The 14,003-nt window shown below is 70.9% G+C and carries 14 protein-coding genes and 1 riboswitch; of the genes, 10 read left to right on the forward strand and 4 right to left on the reverse strand.

What is annotated here, in order from left to right; genetic code table 11:
• Nucleotides 1-5: 5 nt before the first annotated feature.
• The 7 genes from ASF49_RS02765 (at nt 6) to ASF49_RS02795 (ending at nt 5,661) form a co-directional block, all read left to right on the forward strand.
• Nucleotides 6-344, forward strand: coding sequence for a cupredoxin domain-containing protein (locus ASF49_RS02765; protein ID WP_056467267.1), 339 nt, complete (start codon nt 6-8; stop codon nt 342-344).
• Nucleotides 345-377: 33 nt separating this feature from the next.
• Nucleotides 378-1,787 (forward strand): 4Fe-4S binding protein, encoded by a 1,410-nt coding sequence (locus tag ASF49_RS02770; protein ID WP_056467271.1) that lies wholly within the window; start codon nt 378-380, stop codon nt 1,785-1,787.
• A 49-nt stretch (nt 1,788-1,836) separates the two neighbouring features.
• Nucleotides 1,837-2,661 (forward strand): FTR1 family iron permease, encoded by an 825-nt coding sequence (locus ASF49_RS02775; protein ID WP_056467275.1) that lies wholly within the window; start codon nt 1,837-1,839, stop codon nt 2,659-2,661.
• A 5-nt stretch (nt 2,662-2,666) separates the two neighbouring features.
• Nucleotides 2,667-3,038, forward strand: coding sequence for a tRNA-binding protein (locus ASF49_RS02780; RefSeq protein ID WP_056467278.1), 372 nt, complete (start codon nt 2,667-2,669; stop codon nt 3,036-3,038).
• A gap of 42 nt (nt 3,039-3,080) precedes the next feature.
• Nucleotides 3,081-3,419: a hypothetical protein gene (locus ASF49_RS02785; RefSeq protein WP_056467281.1), complete on the forward strand. Its 339-nt coding sequence runs from the start codon at nt 3,081-3,083 to the stop codon at nt 3,417-3,419.
• Nucleotides 3,420-3,564: 145 nt separating this feature from the next.
• Nucleotides 3,565-4,449, forward strand: a complete 885-nt coding sequence (locus tag ASF49_RS02790; protein ID WP_056467284.1) for an HpcH/HpaI aldolase/citrate lyase family protein — start codon at nt 3,565-3,567, stop codon at nt 4,447-4,449.
• 105 nt (nt 4,450-4,554) lie between these two features.
• Entirely contained in the window at nt 4,555-5,661 is a 1,107-nt protein-coding gene (locus ASF49_RS02795) for an alkene reductase (RefSeq protein WP_056467287.1), read from the forward strand.
• A 232-nt stretch (nt 5,662-5,893) separates the two neighbouring features.
• Here the strand turns inward: ASF49_RS02795 and ASF49_RS02800 are convergent, their stop codons facing one another.
• Both ASF49_RS02800 and ASF49_RS02805 read right to left on the reverse strand, forming a co-directional pair.
• Complete coding sequence (locus ASF49_RS02800; protein WP_056467290.1) at nt 5,894-6,199, reverse strand: hypothetical protein; 306 nt, start codon at nt 6,197-6,199, stop codon at nt 5,894-5,896.
• On the reverse strand, nt 6,196-8,493 hold the full coding sequence (locus tag ASF49_RS02805; RefSeq protein WP_056467293.1) for an FdhF/YdeP family oxidoreductase: 2,298 nt from the start codon (nt 8,491-8,493) through the stop codon (nt 6,196-6,198). Before ASF49_RS02805 ends, ASF49_RS02800 begins: the two co-directional genes overlap by 4 nt.
• Before the next feature lie 303 nt (nt 8,494-8,796).
• On the opposite strand from ASF49_RS02805, the gene ASF49_RS02810 reads away from it, so the two are divergent.
• Together ASF49_RS02810 and ASF49_RS02815 are read left to right on the forward strand one after the other, a co-directional pair.
• On the forward strand, nt 8,797-9,108 hold the full coding sequence (locus ASF49_RS02810; RefSeq protein ID WP_056467296.1) for a hypothetical protein: 312 nt from the start codon (nt 8,797-8,799) through the stop codon (nt 9,106-9,108).
• A gap of 76 nt (nt 9,109-9,184) precedes the next feature.
• Nucleotides 9,185-9,384: riboswitch (cobalamin riboswitch) on the forward strand.
• A 108-nt stretch (nt 9,385-9,492) separates the two neighbouring features.
• Nucleotides 9,493-11,661 (forward strand): TonB-dependent receptor, encoded by a 2,169-nt coding sequence (locus ASF49_RS02815; protein ID WP_156652780.1) that lies wholly within the window; start codon nt 9,493-9,495, stop codon nt 11,659-11,661.
• A gap of 13 nt (nt 11,662-11,674) precedes the next feature.
• On the opposite strand, the gene ASF49_RS02820 is transcribed toward ASF49_RS02815, so the two are convergent.
• Together ASF49_RS02820 and ASF49_RS02825 are read right to left on the reverse strand one after the other, a co-directional pair.
• Nucleotides 11,675-12,754 carry a quinone-dependent dihydroorotate dehydrogenase gene (locus tag ASF49_RS02820; protein ID WP_056467299.1) on the reverse strand — a complete coding sequence of 360 codons (1,080 nt, stop codon included), beginning with the start codon at nt 12,752-12,754 and terminating at the stop codon, nt 11,675-11,677.
• Nucleotides 12,751-13,110, reverse strand: coding sequence for a DUF952 domain-containing protein (locus ASF49_RS02825; protein ID WP_056467303.1), 360 nt, complete (start codon nt 13,108-13,110; stop codon nt 12,751-12,753). The genes ASF49_RS02820 and ASF49_RS02825 overlap by 4 nt, the downstream gene beginning before the upstream one ends.
• 218 nt (nt 13,111-13,328) lie before the next feature.
• On the opposite strand from ASF49_RS02825, the gene ASF49_RS02830 reads away from it, so the two are divergent.
• Nucleotides 13,329-13,961: a S24 family peptidase gene (locus tag ASF49_RS02830; RefSeq protein WP_056467306.1), complete on the forward strand. Its 633-nt coding sequence runs from the start codon at nt 13,329-13,331 to the stop codon at nt 13,959-13,961.
• The last annotated feature ends 42 nt before the right edge of the window (nt 13,962-14,003 follow it).

Below are 14,003 nucleotides of genomic sequence, written 5' to 3' on the forward strand. Positions count from 1 at the left end.
GCCCCATGGCCGTTCTCCGCCGCATCCTGGCCTGCGCCCTCGCGGGCGGCCTCCTCGCCGCCTCCGCGGCGCGCGCCGAAGACCTGCCGGTCATCAAGGTCGAGATGAAGGACGGGACCATCACCCCGAACGTCATCGAGGTCCCGGCCAACACCCGCTTCAAGCTCGAGATCACCAATACGGGAACCAGCCCGGTGGAGTTCGAGAGCGTGGAGCTGAAGCGCGAGAAGGCGCTCGCCGCGGGCGCGACCTCCTCCATCGTCTTCCGCACCGTCGATCCCGGCAGCTACGACGTGTTCGACGACTTCCACCCCAATTCCAAGGCCACCCTGGTGGCGAAGTAAGCGGCCTCGACAACCCTGGCGAACCCAACCGGAATGGCAGTCTCGACGTCCATCACGCCGCACGACGCCCGAGACGCCTGGATCGACGCGAAGCTCGCCGATCTCGGGGCCTGGATGCAGCGCCACGGCGGCGCGATCCGCACCATCCAGTGGGGCGTGGTCGCAATCTACCTCGTGCTGGTCGCCGTGCCGGCCTTCCTGCCGCTGCCCGACCGCAGCGCGCACCTGTGGAACGACCTGACCGTCTTCGCCCAGTTCGCCTTCTGGGGCATCTGGTGGCCCTTCGTGCTGGTCAGCATGGTGGTGGTCGGACGGGCCTGGTGCGGCATCCTCTGCCCCGAGGGCGCGCTGACCGAGTTCGCCAGCCGCTGGAGCCTCGGCCGCGCCGTGCCTCGCTGGATCACCTGGGGCGGCTGGCCCTTCGTGGCCTTCGCCGGGACCACGGTCTACGGCCAGATGGTCAGCGTCTACGGCTACCCGAAGCCGGTGCTCGCGGTGCTCGGCGGCTCCACCGTGGCGGCGATCGTGGTCGGGCTGCTCTACGGCCGCAACAAGCGGGTCTGGTGCCGCTACCTCTGCCCCGTCAACGGCGTCTTCGCCGTGCTCGCCAAGCTCGCGCCGGTGAGCTTCCAGGTCGATCACGCGGCCTGGGCGGCCTCGCCGAAGCCGAAAGGCGGGACGGGGTTCAATTGTGCCCCGCTGGTGCCGGTGAAGACCATGAACGGCGCGGGCGCCTGCCACATGTGCGGGCGCTGCTCGGGCTATCGCGGCGCCGTGCGCCTCGCCCGGCGCTCGCCCACCCACGAGATCGTCCACGTCGCCGGCACCGAGCCGAGCCTCGACCAGACCGTGCTCATCCTGTTCGGCATGATGGGCCTGGCCGTCGGCGCCTTCCAGTGGTCGTCGAGCCCCTGGTTCATCGACGTCAAGCAGGCGCTGGCCACCTGGCTGATCGAGCGCGGCACGACCTGGCCCCTCGAGACCACGCTGCCCTGGTACATCCTGACGAACTATCCCGAGCACAACGACGTGCTCAGCCTCCTCGATGGCGGGCTGCTGCTGGGCTACATCGCCGCCACCGCGATCGTGCTCGGCCTCTCCCTCTCGGGCCTCGTGGCCCTGGCCACCCTGTCCCTCGGCTGGACGCGGGCGCGCTTCCACCACCTCACCCAGACGCTGATCCCGGTGGCGGGCTGCGGCGTCTTCCTCGGCCTCTCGGCCCTCACCGTCACGTTCCTTCGCGGCGACGGCATCCTCATCCCCTACGTCTCGGAGATGCGCGCCGCGCTGCTCCTGGGCACCAGCCTGTGGAGCGTCCGGCTCGCCTGGTCGGTGGCCGGGCTCTCGGCCCGGGGCCTGCGCCGCATCGGGGCGACGCTGGGCATCGCCGCCGCCTGCGCCCTCTCGGTCTCCGGCTGGGTGCTGCTGTTCTGGATCTGGTAGGGCGGTCGTCACGGCCGCGACTGCGAACACGCGAAAAGGAAACCTCCGCATGATCGGAGCCTTCGTCATCGCCTTCCGCGAGGTCATCGAGGCGGGCCTCATCATCGGCATCGTGCTGGCCGCCACCCGCGGCATCGCCGGGCGCGGCCGCTGGATCGGCCTCGGCGTCCTCGGCGGCCTCGCGGGCGCCGCCCTGGTGGCTTTGTTCGCCGAGACGATCTCCGATGCCTTCGAGGGCGCCGGCCAGGAGATCCTCAATGCGGGCGTGCTGATCGTCGCCGTGCTGATGCTGATCTGGCACAACACCTGGATGGCCAAGCACGGGCGCGAGCTCGCGGGCGAATTGCGGGCCGCCGGCGAGGCGGTGCGCACCGGCCAGAGCACGGCTGCCGGCCTCGCTCTCGTGGTCGGCGCCGCGATCCTGCGCGAGGGTGCCGAGCTGGTACTGTTCCTCTACGGCCTCGTCGCCTCGGGCACTTCCGGGCCGGACATCCAGTTCGGGGCGCTCGCCGGCGTCGCCGTCGGCGCCGCGACCTCCTCGGTCAGCTATTTCGGCCTCGCGGCGATCCCGACCCGCTACGTCTTCTCGGTGACGAGCGGCCTCATCGTCCTGTTGGCGGCGGGCCTCGCGGCGCAGGCGGCGCAGTTCCTGACCAATGCGGGCCTGATCACCGTGCTCGACCGGCCGCTCTGGAACACCTCCGCCATCCTGCGCGAGGACAGCCTCGTCGGCCGCGTGCTCCATGCCCTCGTCGGCTACACCGACCGCCCGAGCGGCATGCAGGTGCTGGTCTACCTCGGCACCATCCTGGTCATGGTCGCGCTGATGCAGGTCTCCTCCGCCGGCAAGCGCCGCCAGCTCCGCGCGGCCTGACCGCCATGCACGTCACCCACGCCGCCGACGCGCCGGCCGCGCCGGCCATCGACTTCGATGCCTTCCTGGCCGTGGACATCCGTGTCGGCACCGTCGTGTCGGCCGAGCCCTTCCCGGAGGCGCGCAAGCCCGCCCTCAAGCTCGTCATCGATTTCGGGCCGGCGATCGGCACGAAGCGGTCGAGCGCGCAGATCACCGGGCATTACCGGGCGGAGGACCTGCCCGGCCGGCAGGTCGCCGCGGTGGTGAACTTCCCGCCGCGGCAGATCGGCAAGTTCCTGTCCGAGGTGCTGACCCTGGGCTTCGCCGATACCCAGGGCGCGGTGGTGCTGTTCCGCCCCGACCAGGCTGTGCCGAACGGCAGCCGCCTGTTCTGAGATCGGGTTGCCCGGCGGGCGGTTTTTCGCCATTCCTGCGGGATGACCGAGCCAGCGGACGACGAGGGTGGCCTCGCCTGGGACCAGGACTTCGCCGACCAGCTGATCGGCGCGACGCTCCTCGTCGGCATCACCTACCTCCAGCACGACGGCACCCTGGTGCGGCGCGAGCAGGTGTTCGGGCCGGTGACCGCCGTCGATGCGGAGATCGGGATCACCCTCCTGCGCAGCGACACCGGCGAGCCCTACGTCGTGGCGCCCGTCCTCGAAGCGATCGAGCCGGCCTCGCCTGGCCACTACCAGCTCACCGAGGCCGACGCGCTGATCGAGGACCCGGACTACACCGTGACCTTCAGCGTGACCGCGCCCCTGCGGCACTGATCCGGTCGGACGGCGCAAAGGTCTCGTCCGGTTCGGGCCAGTGCGGTGCAACAGAATCGCTGGAATGCCACGCCATTCCGGCATCGTCGGGGTGTCTCCGCCGGCGTGTTGCACTAAGCTTCAGCGCAAACCACGGGAATACCTCATGTCCGACCTCCGCCTTCGCCGCAGCGTGCTGTATATGCCCGGTTCGAACCAGCGCGCCCTCGACAAGGCGAAGACCCTGGCCGCCGATTCGCTGATCCTCGACCTGGAGGATGCGGTGGCGCCGGACGCCAAGGAGGTCGCCCGCGAGCAGGTCTGCGCCGCCGTGAAGGGCGGCGGCTACGGCGAGCGCGAGATCATCATCCGCGTCAACGCCCCCCAGACGCCCTGGGGCGAGGCCGACCTGAAGGCGGCGATCGAGGCGCGCCCCGACGCGATCCTGATGCCGAAGGTGTCCTCGCCGGCCGTGCTGGAGAGCATCGCCAACCACCTCGAGGCCCTCGACGCCCCGGAGAGCATCGCCGTCTGGGCGATGATCGAGACCCCGGCCGCGATCCTGAACATCCAGGACATCGCCAAGGCGCAGCGGGACCGGCGCACCCGCCTCACCTGCTTCGTGCTCGGCACCAACGATCTGGCCAAGGACACCTGGGCGCAGCTCGTGCCCGGCCGCGTGCCGATGCTGCCCTGGATGATGTTCACCCTGGCGGCTGCCCGCGCGGAGGGCCTGACCATCCTCGACGGCGTCTGGAACGACATCGCGGACGTGGACGGGTGCCGGGCCGAGTGCCAGCAGGCGCGCGACCTCGGCTTCGACGGCAAGACGCTCATCCACCCCAACCAGCTCGAGCCGGCCAACACCTGCTTTGCCCCCTCCGACGAGGAGGTCCGCCGCGCCCGCCTGGTCATCGAGGCCTTCGACCGCGAGGAGAACGCCAAGCGCGGCGCGATCAAGATCGAGGGCCGCATGTACGAGCGCCAGCACATCGGCATGGCTCGCCGGGCGGTGAACTGGCGCGAGGCGATCGCCGCCAAGGGGTATTGAGAGCGGGGCCGGCGCCGGCGGGAACACCGCCCGGCGTCGCTGCTTGTCCCGGCTGAAGCCCGGCGTGTCTGCGCGCCCGGCGCCCTCCAGGACACAGCCGACTGCATGAGCCCGATCCTCGAACCCTTCACCCTGGGCGACCTCACCCTGAAGAACCGCGTCGTGATGGCGCCGCTGACCCGGAGCCGCTCCTCCACCGAGGGCGTGCCGCCGGACTTCGCAGTGGATTACTACGCCCAGCGCGCCAATGCCGGCCTCATCATCAGCGAGGCCACCAACATCTCGCCCCAGGCGGTCGGCTACGCCTACACCCCCGGCATCTGGAGCGAGGCGCAGGTCGAGGCCTGGAAGCCGGTCACCGCCGGGGTCCACGCCAATGGCGGGCTGATCTTCCTGCAGCTCTGGCACACCGGCCGGATCTCGCATCCCGACGTGCAGCCGGACGGGCAATTGCCGGTGGCACCCTCGGCGCTCAAGCCCGAAGGCACGGCCTTCACCGAAACCGGCATGCAGCCGCACGTGACGCCGCGGGCGCTGGAGACGGACGAGATCCCCGGCATCGTCGAGGATTACCGCCGGGCCGCCGAGAACGCCAAGCGCGCCGGCTTCGACGGGGTCGAGATCCACTCGGCCAACAACTATCTGCTCGAGCAGTTCGTGCGCGATTCCACCAACCACCGCACCGACCAGTACGGCGGCTCGATCGAGAACCGCCTGCGCTTTCCGCTGGCCGTGGTAAAGGCGGTCACCGAGGTCTGGGGCGGCGGCCACCGCGTCGGCATCCGCCTGTCGCCGGCGACCACCGAGCCCGGCAAGACCCCCCTCGACAGCGACCCGAAGGCGACCTTCGGCGCCTACGTGGAGGCCCTCAACGCCTTCGGCCTGCTCTACGTCCACACCATCGAGGGCGTCACGCAGCAGACCCGCGACGTGCCGGACTCGGTCGATTTCGGCCAGATCCGCAAGCGCTTCAAGGGCGTCTATATCGGCAACAACCAGTATACCCTGGAACTCGCCGAGAAGGACCTCGCGGAGGGCCGCGCCGACCTGTTCAGCTTCGGCCGCCCCTACATCGCCAACCCGGACCTGGTGCAGCGCCTGGCGACCGGCGCGCCGCTGGCCGAGGCCCCGAAGCCGTACTGGTACGGCGGCGGCGCCAACGGCTACTCGGACTGGCCGGGCATGAACGGCCCGGTGGCGATCAAGCGCTGAACGGGAAGCCCGGAGCACGGGGTGTCGTGTGCCACCCTCCCCCCTCTGCGGGGGAGGGTGCCTGCGGAGCGGGCGGGAGAGGGGGCGACCGCTCCGGACAACGGGCGCCCCTCACCCGACCCGCTTCGCGGGCCACCCTCTCCCGCAGAGGGTGAGGGATCGCGCGGCGAGCACCCGCGATAGCCGGTCAGGTAGGCGCCGTCCGGGTGGAAAGAGGCTCGTTGCCCCGAAGTCACCCGTGCAGATGCGCCAGCACGGTCTCCCCCGCCGGGCTGGGAGCGTAGTGCGTCCGCTGGGTCCGCGCGTTCCTGTTGGTCAGGGCGAGGAGTCCTGCCTCGCTCGCCAGCGTCTCCACCGCCCGCAGCACCAGGGCGTGCTCCAGGCCGAACACCCGCGCGAAGCTGCGGCTGTCGCGGGCGAGGTCGAGGTGGAGGGCGGCGAGGATTCCGGCCTCCAGGGTCGAGAGGCCGGGCTGGAGGGCGGCGACCGAATCAGTGACCGCGAGGAACGTCTCCGCGTCGGCCGGCGGTTCGCTCATGCGGCGGCCGGTCGGCGCAGGCGGACCAGCACCGATTTCGAGGTCGGCGTGTCGCTCTCCGCACCGAAGGTCGAGAGCGGCACGAGGACGTTGAGCTCCGGATAATAGCCCGCGAGCGACCCGCGCGGCATGTCGAAGGGCACGAGGCGGAAATCCTCGGCTACCCGCGTGATGCCGTCCGCGTGGGTGCCGACGATGTCGACCCGGTCGCCGGCCCGGGCGCGGATCTCGGCCAGGTCGTCCGGATGGGCGAAGACCACGCGGCGCTCGCCGTAGACGCCGCGGTAGCGGTCGTCGAGGCCGTAGATCGTGGTGTTGTACTGGTCGTGGCTGCGGAAGGTCTGGAGCACGAAGGTGTCGGCCGCGCGCTTGGCCTGCTGGTGCTCCGTCGCCTCCGGGAGCGGGCCGGCGGAGAAGTTGGCCCGGCCGGTCGGCGTCTCGAAGCTGCGCTCGGCGGCGAGGTTCTTCAGCATGAAGCCGCGCGGGCGCCGGACGCGCAGGTTGTAGCCGGCAAAGCCCGGGATCGTGCGCTCGATCAGGTCGCGGATGCCGTCGTAATCGTCGGCGAGGGCGGCCCAGTTCACCCGCTCCGAACCGACGGTCGCCGCCGCCATCCCTGCGATGATGCCGATCTCGGAGCGCAGTTCGGGCGAGGCCGGCTTGTTGATGCCCCCCGAGCCGTGGACCATGCTCATTGAATCCTCGACCGTGACGATCTGGGTCTTGCCCTTCGAATTCCGGTCTATCTCGGTGCGGCCGAGGCAGGGCAGCAGGTAGGCGACCCGGCCCGGCACGAGGTGCGAGTGGTTGAGCTTCGTCGCGATGTGGACGGTGAGTTCGCAGGAGGCCAGCGCCCGGGCCACCAGGGCGGTGTCCGGCGTCGCGCGGGCGAAGTTTCCGCCGAGACCGATGAAGGCCCTCGAGGAGCCGTCGAGCATGGCGCCGATGGCGGCCAGCACGTTGTGCCCGTGCCGGCGCGGGGCGGGGAAGCCGAAGGTCCGCTCCAGGGCATCGAGGAGGGCGGCCGGGGGCTTCTCGTTGATGCCGACGGTGCGGTCGCCCTGCACGTTGGAATGGCCGCGCACGGGGCACAGGCCGGTGCCGGGGCGGCCGACATGGCCGCGCAGGAGCATGACGTTGGTCAGCTCGCGGATGGTGGCCACCGAGTGGCGGTGCTGGGTCACGCCCATCGCCCAGGTGCAGATCACCTTGTCGGCCGCCAGATAGACCTCGGCCGCAATCTCGATGTCGGCCCGGGAGAGGCCGGACTGGTCCTCGATGGCGTCCCAGGACGTGGCATCGACGGCGGCCCGGTAGGCCTCGTAGTCCGCCGTGTGGTTGCGCAGGAAGGTCCGGTCGAGGCGCGAGGGCTGGCCGGCGGCGAGCGCCGCGTCGTCGGCCGCGAACACCGCCTTGGCGATGCCCCGGAACGCCGCCATGTCGCCGCCGAGGCGCGGCTGATAATAGTGGCTCGCCACCGGCGCGCTGGCGCCGCGCAGCATCTCCACGGTGTTCTGCGGGTCGGCGAAGCGCTCGAGCCCGCGCTCGCGCACGGGATTGAACACCACCACCTTCGCGCCGCGCTGGGCGGCGCGCCGCAGGTCGCCGAGCATGCGCGGATGGTTGGTGCCGGGGTTCTGCCCGACCACGAAGATGGCGTCGGCCTTCTCGAAATCCTCCAGGAGCACGGTGCCCTTGCCGACGCCGATGGCCGCCTGCAGGGCGATGCCGCTGGCCTCGTGGCACATGTTGGAGCAGTCGGGGAAGTTGTTGGTGCCGTAGTGCCGGGCGAAGAGCTGGTAGAGATAGGCGGCCTCGTTGGAGGCGCGGCCCGAGGTGTAGAACTCGGCCTGGTCCGGGTGGTCGAGCCCGCGCAGGGTGGCGCCGATCTCGGCGAAGGCCGCGTCCCAGGTGGTGGCGACGTAGCGGTCGCTTGACGCGTCGTAGCGCATCGGATGGGTCAGGCGGCCCTCGCCCTCCAGGGCGTAATCGGTCCAGCCGCGCAGCTCGGTCACGGTGTGGCGGGCGAAGAACTTCGGCGGCGTGCGCTTGTCGGTAGCCTCCCAGGAGACCGCCTTCACGCCGTTCTCGCAGAACTCGAAGGAGGAGCCGTGCTCCGGGTCGCCCCAGGCGCAGCCCGGGCAGTCGAAGCCGTCGGGCTGGTTGGCCTTCAGCATGGCGCGGGCCCCCGAGAGCGGGGCGCGGCTGCCGAGCAGATGCTTGCCGCAGCTCTTCAGGGCCCCCCAGCCGCCGGCGGCGGACGAACGCTTCGGGGTCGCGACCGGGTGATCCATGAACGGGTCCTGGGACGGTCCCGCGCGGCCGAGGATCGGTCGCGAAACGGGGCCGTGGCCACCCAGCGATATCGCGATGCGGCGCGGGCGCTCAATCACGCGAAAACGCAGGCCAGTCATGCCGTTAGGGGTCCCATGCGTTTTTTGCAGAGCCGGTGTCCAGCAGGTTAAAATCGTTCCCAGCTGCATTGCGGAAGACCGGGGGCCCGTCGCCGGTCCCGGTCCCTGGTGAAGCGCCCGCCGATCGCCTAACCCTCGGTCCGGAACAGTGGCGGGGACGCCCGGGATGCGGGAGCGCGGGACATGAGGACGCCGGTGAGGATCTTCGCGGCGGCGGCCGTCGCCCTCGCGGTCGGCCTCGCGGTGATGGCGCATGACCGCCAGGTCGGCGCCGAATGGGCCGTGTCGGCCGAGCAGATCGCCGACGCGCAGGCCTACGGCAAGCCCGGGGTCGAGCTCCCGGCCGGCCACATGGTGACCGAGCCCCAGCGCAGCGAGGGCGCGGAGCGGCTTCCCCTGAAGTGGATCCTCCTCGGCCTCGCGGCCGGCGGCGCGGTGCTGGCCGGGACCGGGCATCGGCGCGAGCCGGCCCGGAAGCCGGACGGCCGGGGCTGAGGGCGCCCTGTCGCGCACCGGGCACACAGGCCTGGAAAAGCGCGCGCGGCCATTGACGCCGCCGCGGCCCATCGGGCCTCCTGTCCCGCGACGGTTCCTCGTCGACGAGGATCAAAAGGGAACGCGGTGAGGGTGTGAGCCCGAGGCCGCGGCTGCCCCCGCAACTGTGAGCGGCGAGCCCCTCATCAGCACGTCACTGGGCCTGTCCGGCCTGGGAAGACGATGAGAGGGCGGTGACCCGCGAGCCAGGAGACCTGCCGTCAGTCGTGGTCACACGCGAAACGCATCGGGCGGGGTGTCCTGATGGGTGTCGGGGTGGATGCCGTGCGGCATCCGCACCGGCCTCGTTCGCGGTGACGTGCCACAGACGTCGCCCGAGGTCCCATGCCGTCCTTCCGTTCCGGGTCATTGCCCCGTTCACGGCCCACCTATCGATCCTGGCTCCTGGCCTCCTGCGCCGGCCTCGCGTCCACCGGCGCCGCAATCCGCGATGCCGGCGCCCAGACCGCGCAGGCGGACCTCGCCGAACTCTCCGTGACCGCCGAGGCGCCGCCGACCGGCGGGGCCGGACCGGCCGCCAGTGCCGGGTTCGTCGGCGGGGTCACCGGGATCGGCGGCGGCCTCCGGACCGTCGATGCGGCGAGCGCCGGCGTGATCTCGGGCGCGGCGCTCAACAGCCGGCCGATCACCCGGCCGGGCGAGGCCCTGGAGAGCGTGCCCGGCCTCATCGTCACCCAGCATTCCGGGGAGGGGAAGGCCAACCAGTTCTTCCTGCGCGGGTTCAACCTCGACCACGGCACCGACATCGCGCTTCACGTGGACGGGATGCCGGTGAACATGCGCACCCATGCCCACGGCCAGGGCTACGCCGATCTGAATTTCCTCATCCCCGAGCTCGTCGGCGCCGTTGAGTTCCACAAGGGACCCTACTTCGTCCGCGACGGCGACTTCGCCTCCGCCGGCTCGGTGCGGATCGACTACCTCGACACGGTCGAGCGCAACCTCGCCCTGACCTCGCTGGGCAGCTTCGGCTACAAGCGCGCGCTCAGCATCGCCTCCGCGCCCCTCGGCGCGGGCCACCTGCTCGTGGCCGGCGAGGCCCAGACCTATGACGGGCCCTGGGACGTGCCGGACCGGCTCGCCAAGCTCAACGGCGTCGTCCGCTACAGCCAGGGCACGGCCCTCGACGGCTTCGCCCTGACGGGCATGGCCTACTGGGCGAAGTGGAACGCCACCAACCAGATCCCGGAGCGGGCGGTCGCGGAGGGCCTGATCGGCCGCTTCGGCAGCCTGAACCCCACGGATGGCGGCGACACCGGCCGCTTCTCGCTCTCGGGCCGCTGGAGCCGGACGGGCGAGGCCGGCATCACCCGGGCGAGCGCCTACGTGATCCGCTACGGGATGAACCTGTTCAACGACTTCACCTACTTCCTGAACGATCCGGTCGCCGGCGACCAGTTCCGCCAGCGCGACAGCCGCGTTCTCGGCGGCGGCGAAGTCAGCCACACCGTCCCGGGCAGCCTGTTCGGCCTGGCCATGGAGAACGAGTTCGGCGTCCAGACCCGCACCGACGACATCCGGGTCGGCCTGTTCAACACCGCCGCGCGGCAGTACCGCTCGACCGTGCTGGACGACCGGGTGCTGGAGGCGAGCGCGGCGTTCTACGTCGAGAATAGGGTGCGCTGGACCGACTGGCTGCGGACCAGCCTGGGTTTTCGCGCCGACGGGTTCTACGCCGATGTCCGCTCGGACACCCCGGCCAATTCCGGGCGCGCCCGGGACGGCATCGTCAACCCGAAGCTCGGGCTGGTGCTCGGGCCCTGGTTCGACACCGAGCTGTTCGTGAATTACGGCGGCGGCTTCCATTCCAACGACTCCCGCGGCGTCACCGCCACCGTCGACCCGACGAGCCCGCTGTTCAACATCAGCCGCTCGCCCTTCCTCGTACCCTCCACGGGCTCGGAGATCGGCCTGCGCAACCGGAGCATCGCCGGGCTGGAGACGGCCGTGACGCTGTTCCAGCTCGATTTCGCCTCCGAGAACCTGTTCCAGGGCGACAGCGGCACCACCGAGCCGAGCCGCCCGACCCGCCGCTTCGGCGTCGAGTGGACCAACCGCTACGCGGTGACGCCCTGGCTCTCCCTGGAGGGCGACCTGACGGTGACCAACGCCCGCTTCGCGGATCGCGACCCGATCGGCAACCGGGTGCCGGAGGCGCCCACCACGATCGCCTCGGCCGGCGTCACCTTCGGCGACGGACCGGGCTGGTTCGGGTCGATGCGCCTTCGCTACTTCGGGCCGCGGCCGCTGATCGAGGACAATTCGGTGCGCTCGCGCCCGACCGCCCTCGTGAACGGCCGGGTCGGCTACAACTTCGACAGCGGGATCAGCCTGTCCCTCGACGTGCTGAACCTGACCAACGCCAAGGCCGACCAGATCACCTACTTCTACACCTCCCGCCTGCCCGGCGAGGCGGCGGACGGCGTCGCCGACCGGCATTTCCACCCCGTCGAGCCGACGGCTTTGCGCCTGACCCTGGCCGGGCGGTTCTAGCCGCGCGCCGTCCTCAACCCGGCAGCTTGGCCAGGGCGGCGGCGTCGCGCCCGACCAGGGGGGCGAGCTGCGTGGCGCCCTCGGCCTTCATCCGGGTGAGGATGCCGGCCTTGATCTCGGGAATCAGACCGGGGCCGGCATAGACCAGACTCGAATAGAGCTGGAGCAGGCTGGCGCCGGCTCGGATCTTGGTCCACGCGGTCTCGGCCGAGTCGATCCCGCCGACGCCGACGAGGGGCAGCTTGCCGCCGACCCGGAGGTGAGCCTCGGCGAGGAGCCGGGTCGCCGCCGTGAAGAGCGGCCGGCCGGAGAGGCCGCCGGTCTCGCGGGCGAGCCCCGATTCGCGCAGGGTCCCGGGCCGGGCGATCGTCGTGTTGGACACCACCAGGCCCTGGACGCCGCGCCGGAGGGCGGTGGCCGTCATCGCATCGAGGGCCTCCAGGGTGATGTCGGGGGCGATCTTCAGCAGGATGGCGGTGGCCGGATGGGTCGCGTCCCGGGCCTCGACCACGCGGGCGAGCAATTCGTCGAGGAAAGCCTCGCCCTGGAGGTCGCGCAGGCCGGGCGTGTTCGGCGAGGACACGTTGACGGTGACGAAATCCACCAGCGGCGCCAGGGCGCGGGTGCAGGCGACGTAATCGGCGAGGCGGTCGGTCGAATCCTTGTTCGCGCCGATGTTGACGCCGACCCGGCCCGGCCGGCCCTTTCGGGCGGCGAGGCGCCCCCGGACCACGTCGAGGCCCTCGCTGTTCAGGCCGAAGCGGTTGATCACCGCCCGATCCTGCGTGAGCCGGAAGACCCGCGGGCGCGGATTGCCCGGCTGCGCCTTCGGAACGACCCCGCCCACCTCGACGAAGCCGAAGCCGAGTCCGAGCAGGGCATCGGGGACCTCCGCACCCTTGTCGAAGCCCGCCGCCAGGCCGACCGGGTTCGGGAACCGGCGCCCCAGGACCTCGACCGCCAGCCGGGCATCGTCGGCCGGGGGCCGGAGGGGCGGCAGGGCGGCGAGCCCGCGCAGGGTCAGGTTGTGCGCCGTCTCGGCGTCGAGGCGGTGCAGCAGGGGCTTGGCAAGGGGGAAGAGAGCGCCGATCATGCGGGACGTCCCGCGGCGAGACCGGTCGGGAGGACGTGGCGTCCGTCGGCGCCCAGGGGCAGTTCGGTGACGGAGCGGACGGCCGTCAGGTCGAGGTCGGCGTAGAGATGCGGGAACAGGGCGCCGCCCCGCGACGGTTCGTAGCGCAGGGCCGGACCCAGGGCCTCGGCCTCCACGGCGACGAGGACGAGGTCCCCGACGCCGGCGAAGTGGCGTGCCGCGGTCTCGGCCACCTGGTCCGCGCTGGAGAAGTGGATATAGCCGTCGGCGCGGTCGACCGGAGCGCCCGCGAAGCGGCCGATGGCCTCGGCCTCACGCCAGACGGCTCGGGGGGAGATCTTGTAGATGAGCGGCATGCCCGCTCCCTATCGGGTTTCGCAGGGTCGATCAAACGCCGCGGCGCGGATCCAAACCGCAACCGCACGGATACAGTTGAAGTCATGAGTTGCCAGGATGTCGCGATTGCAGATCGAACTGAATTTGCAACCCCGGCACCATTGCTTTTCGCGGTTTTTAGTTCTACTTTCCTATCTCTAGGCTGGACGTCTTAGCCGTAATTCGCTCTGAGCTTTCGATGCTGTCTCATGAACAGATCTGGACCGCCATCGACCGCCTAGCGGAACGTCATGGATTCTCCGCGTCCGGCCTCGCCCGCAGAGCCGGCCTGGATGCCACCAGCTTCAACCGGTCGAAGCGCATCGGCCCCGACGGCCGCAAGCGCTGGCCCTCCACCGAATCGGTCTCCAAGGTGCTCGCCGCCACCGGGGCGAGCCTCGACGAGTTTCTCCGGCTGATCGAGGCGCGCGACGGACCGGCGCGCACGATGATCCCGTTGATCGGTATGACCCAGGCCGGCGCCGGGCGCCTGTTCACGGACGAGGGCATGCCGACGGGCGGTCCCGGCTGGGAGGAGATCGAGTTTCCGGATCTCGCCGACGACCGCGCCTTCGCCCTGGAAGTGCAGGGCGATTCGATGATGCCGCTCTACCGCGACGGCGACGTGCTCATCGTGTCGCCGACCGCCGGGGTCCGCAAGGGCGACCGGGTCGTGGTCCGGCTCGCCGCCGGCGAGGTCCTGGCCAAGGAACTCAAGCGCAAGACCGCCCGCACCATCGAGCTGGCCTCGCTCAATCCCGACCACGCGGACCGGGTCGTCAACGTCAGCGACATCGCCTGGATCGGCCGGGTGATGTGGGTGCGCCAGTAGCCTGTCCGGCACAGCTTTGCCGTTGCCGCGGTTGCCGCTATG

Origin of the sequence: Methylobacterium sp. Leaf104 (genome assembly GCF_001422885.1) — a bacterium.
Classification (GTDB): Bacteria; Pseudomonadota; Alphaproteobacteria; order Rhizobiales; family Beijerinckiaceae; genus Methylobacterium.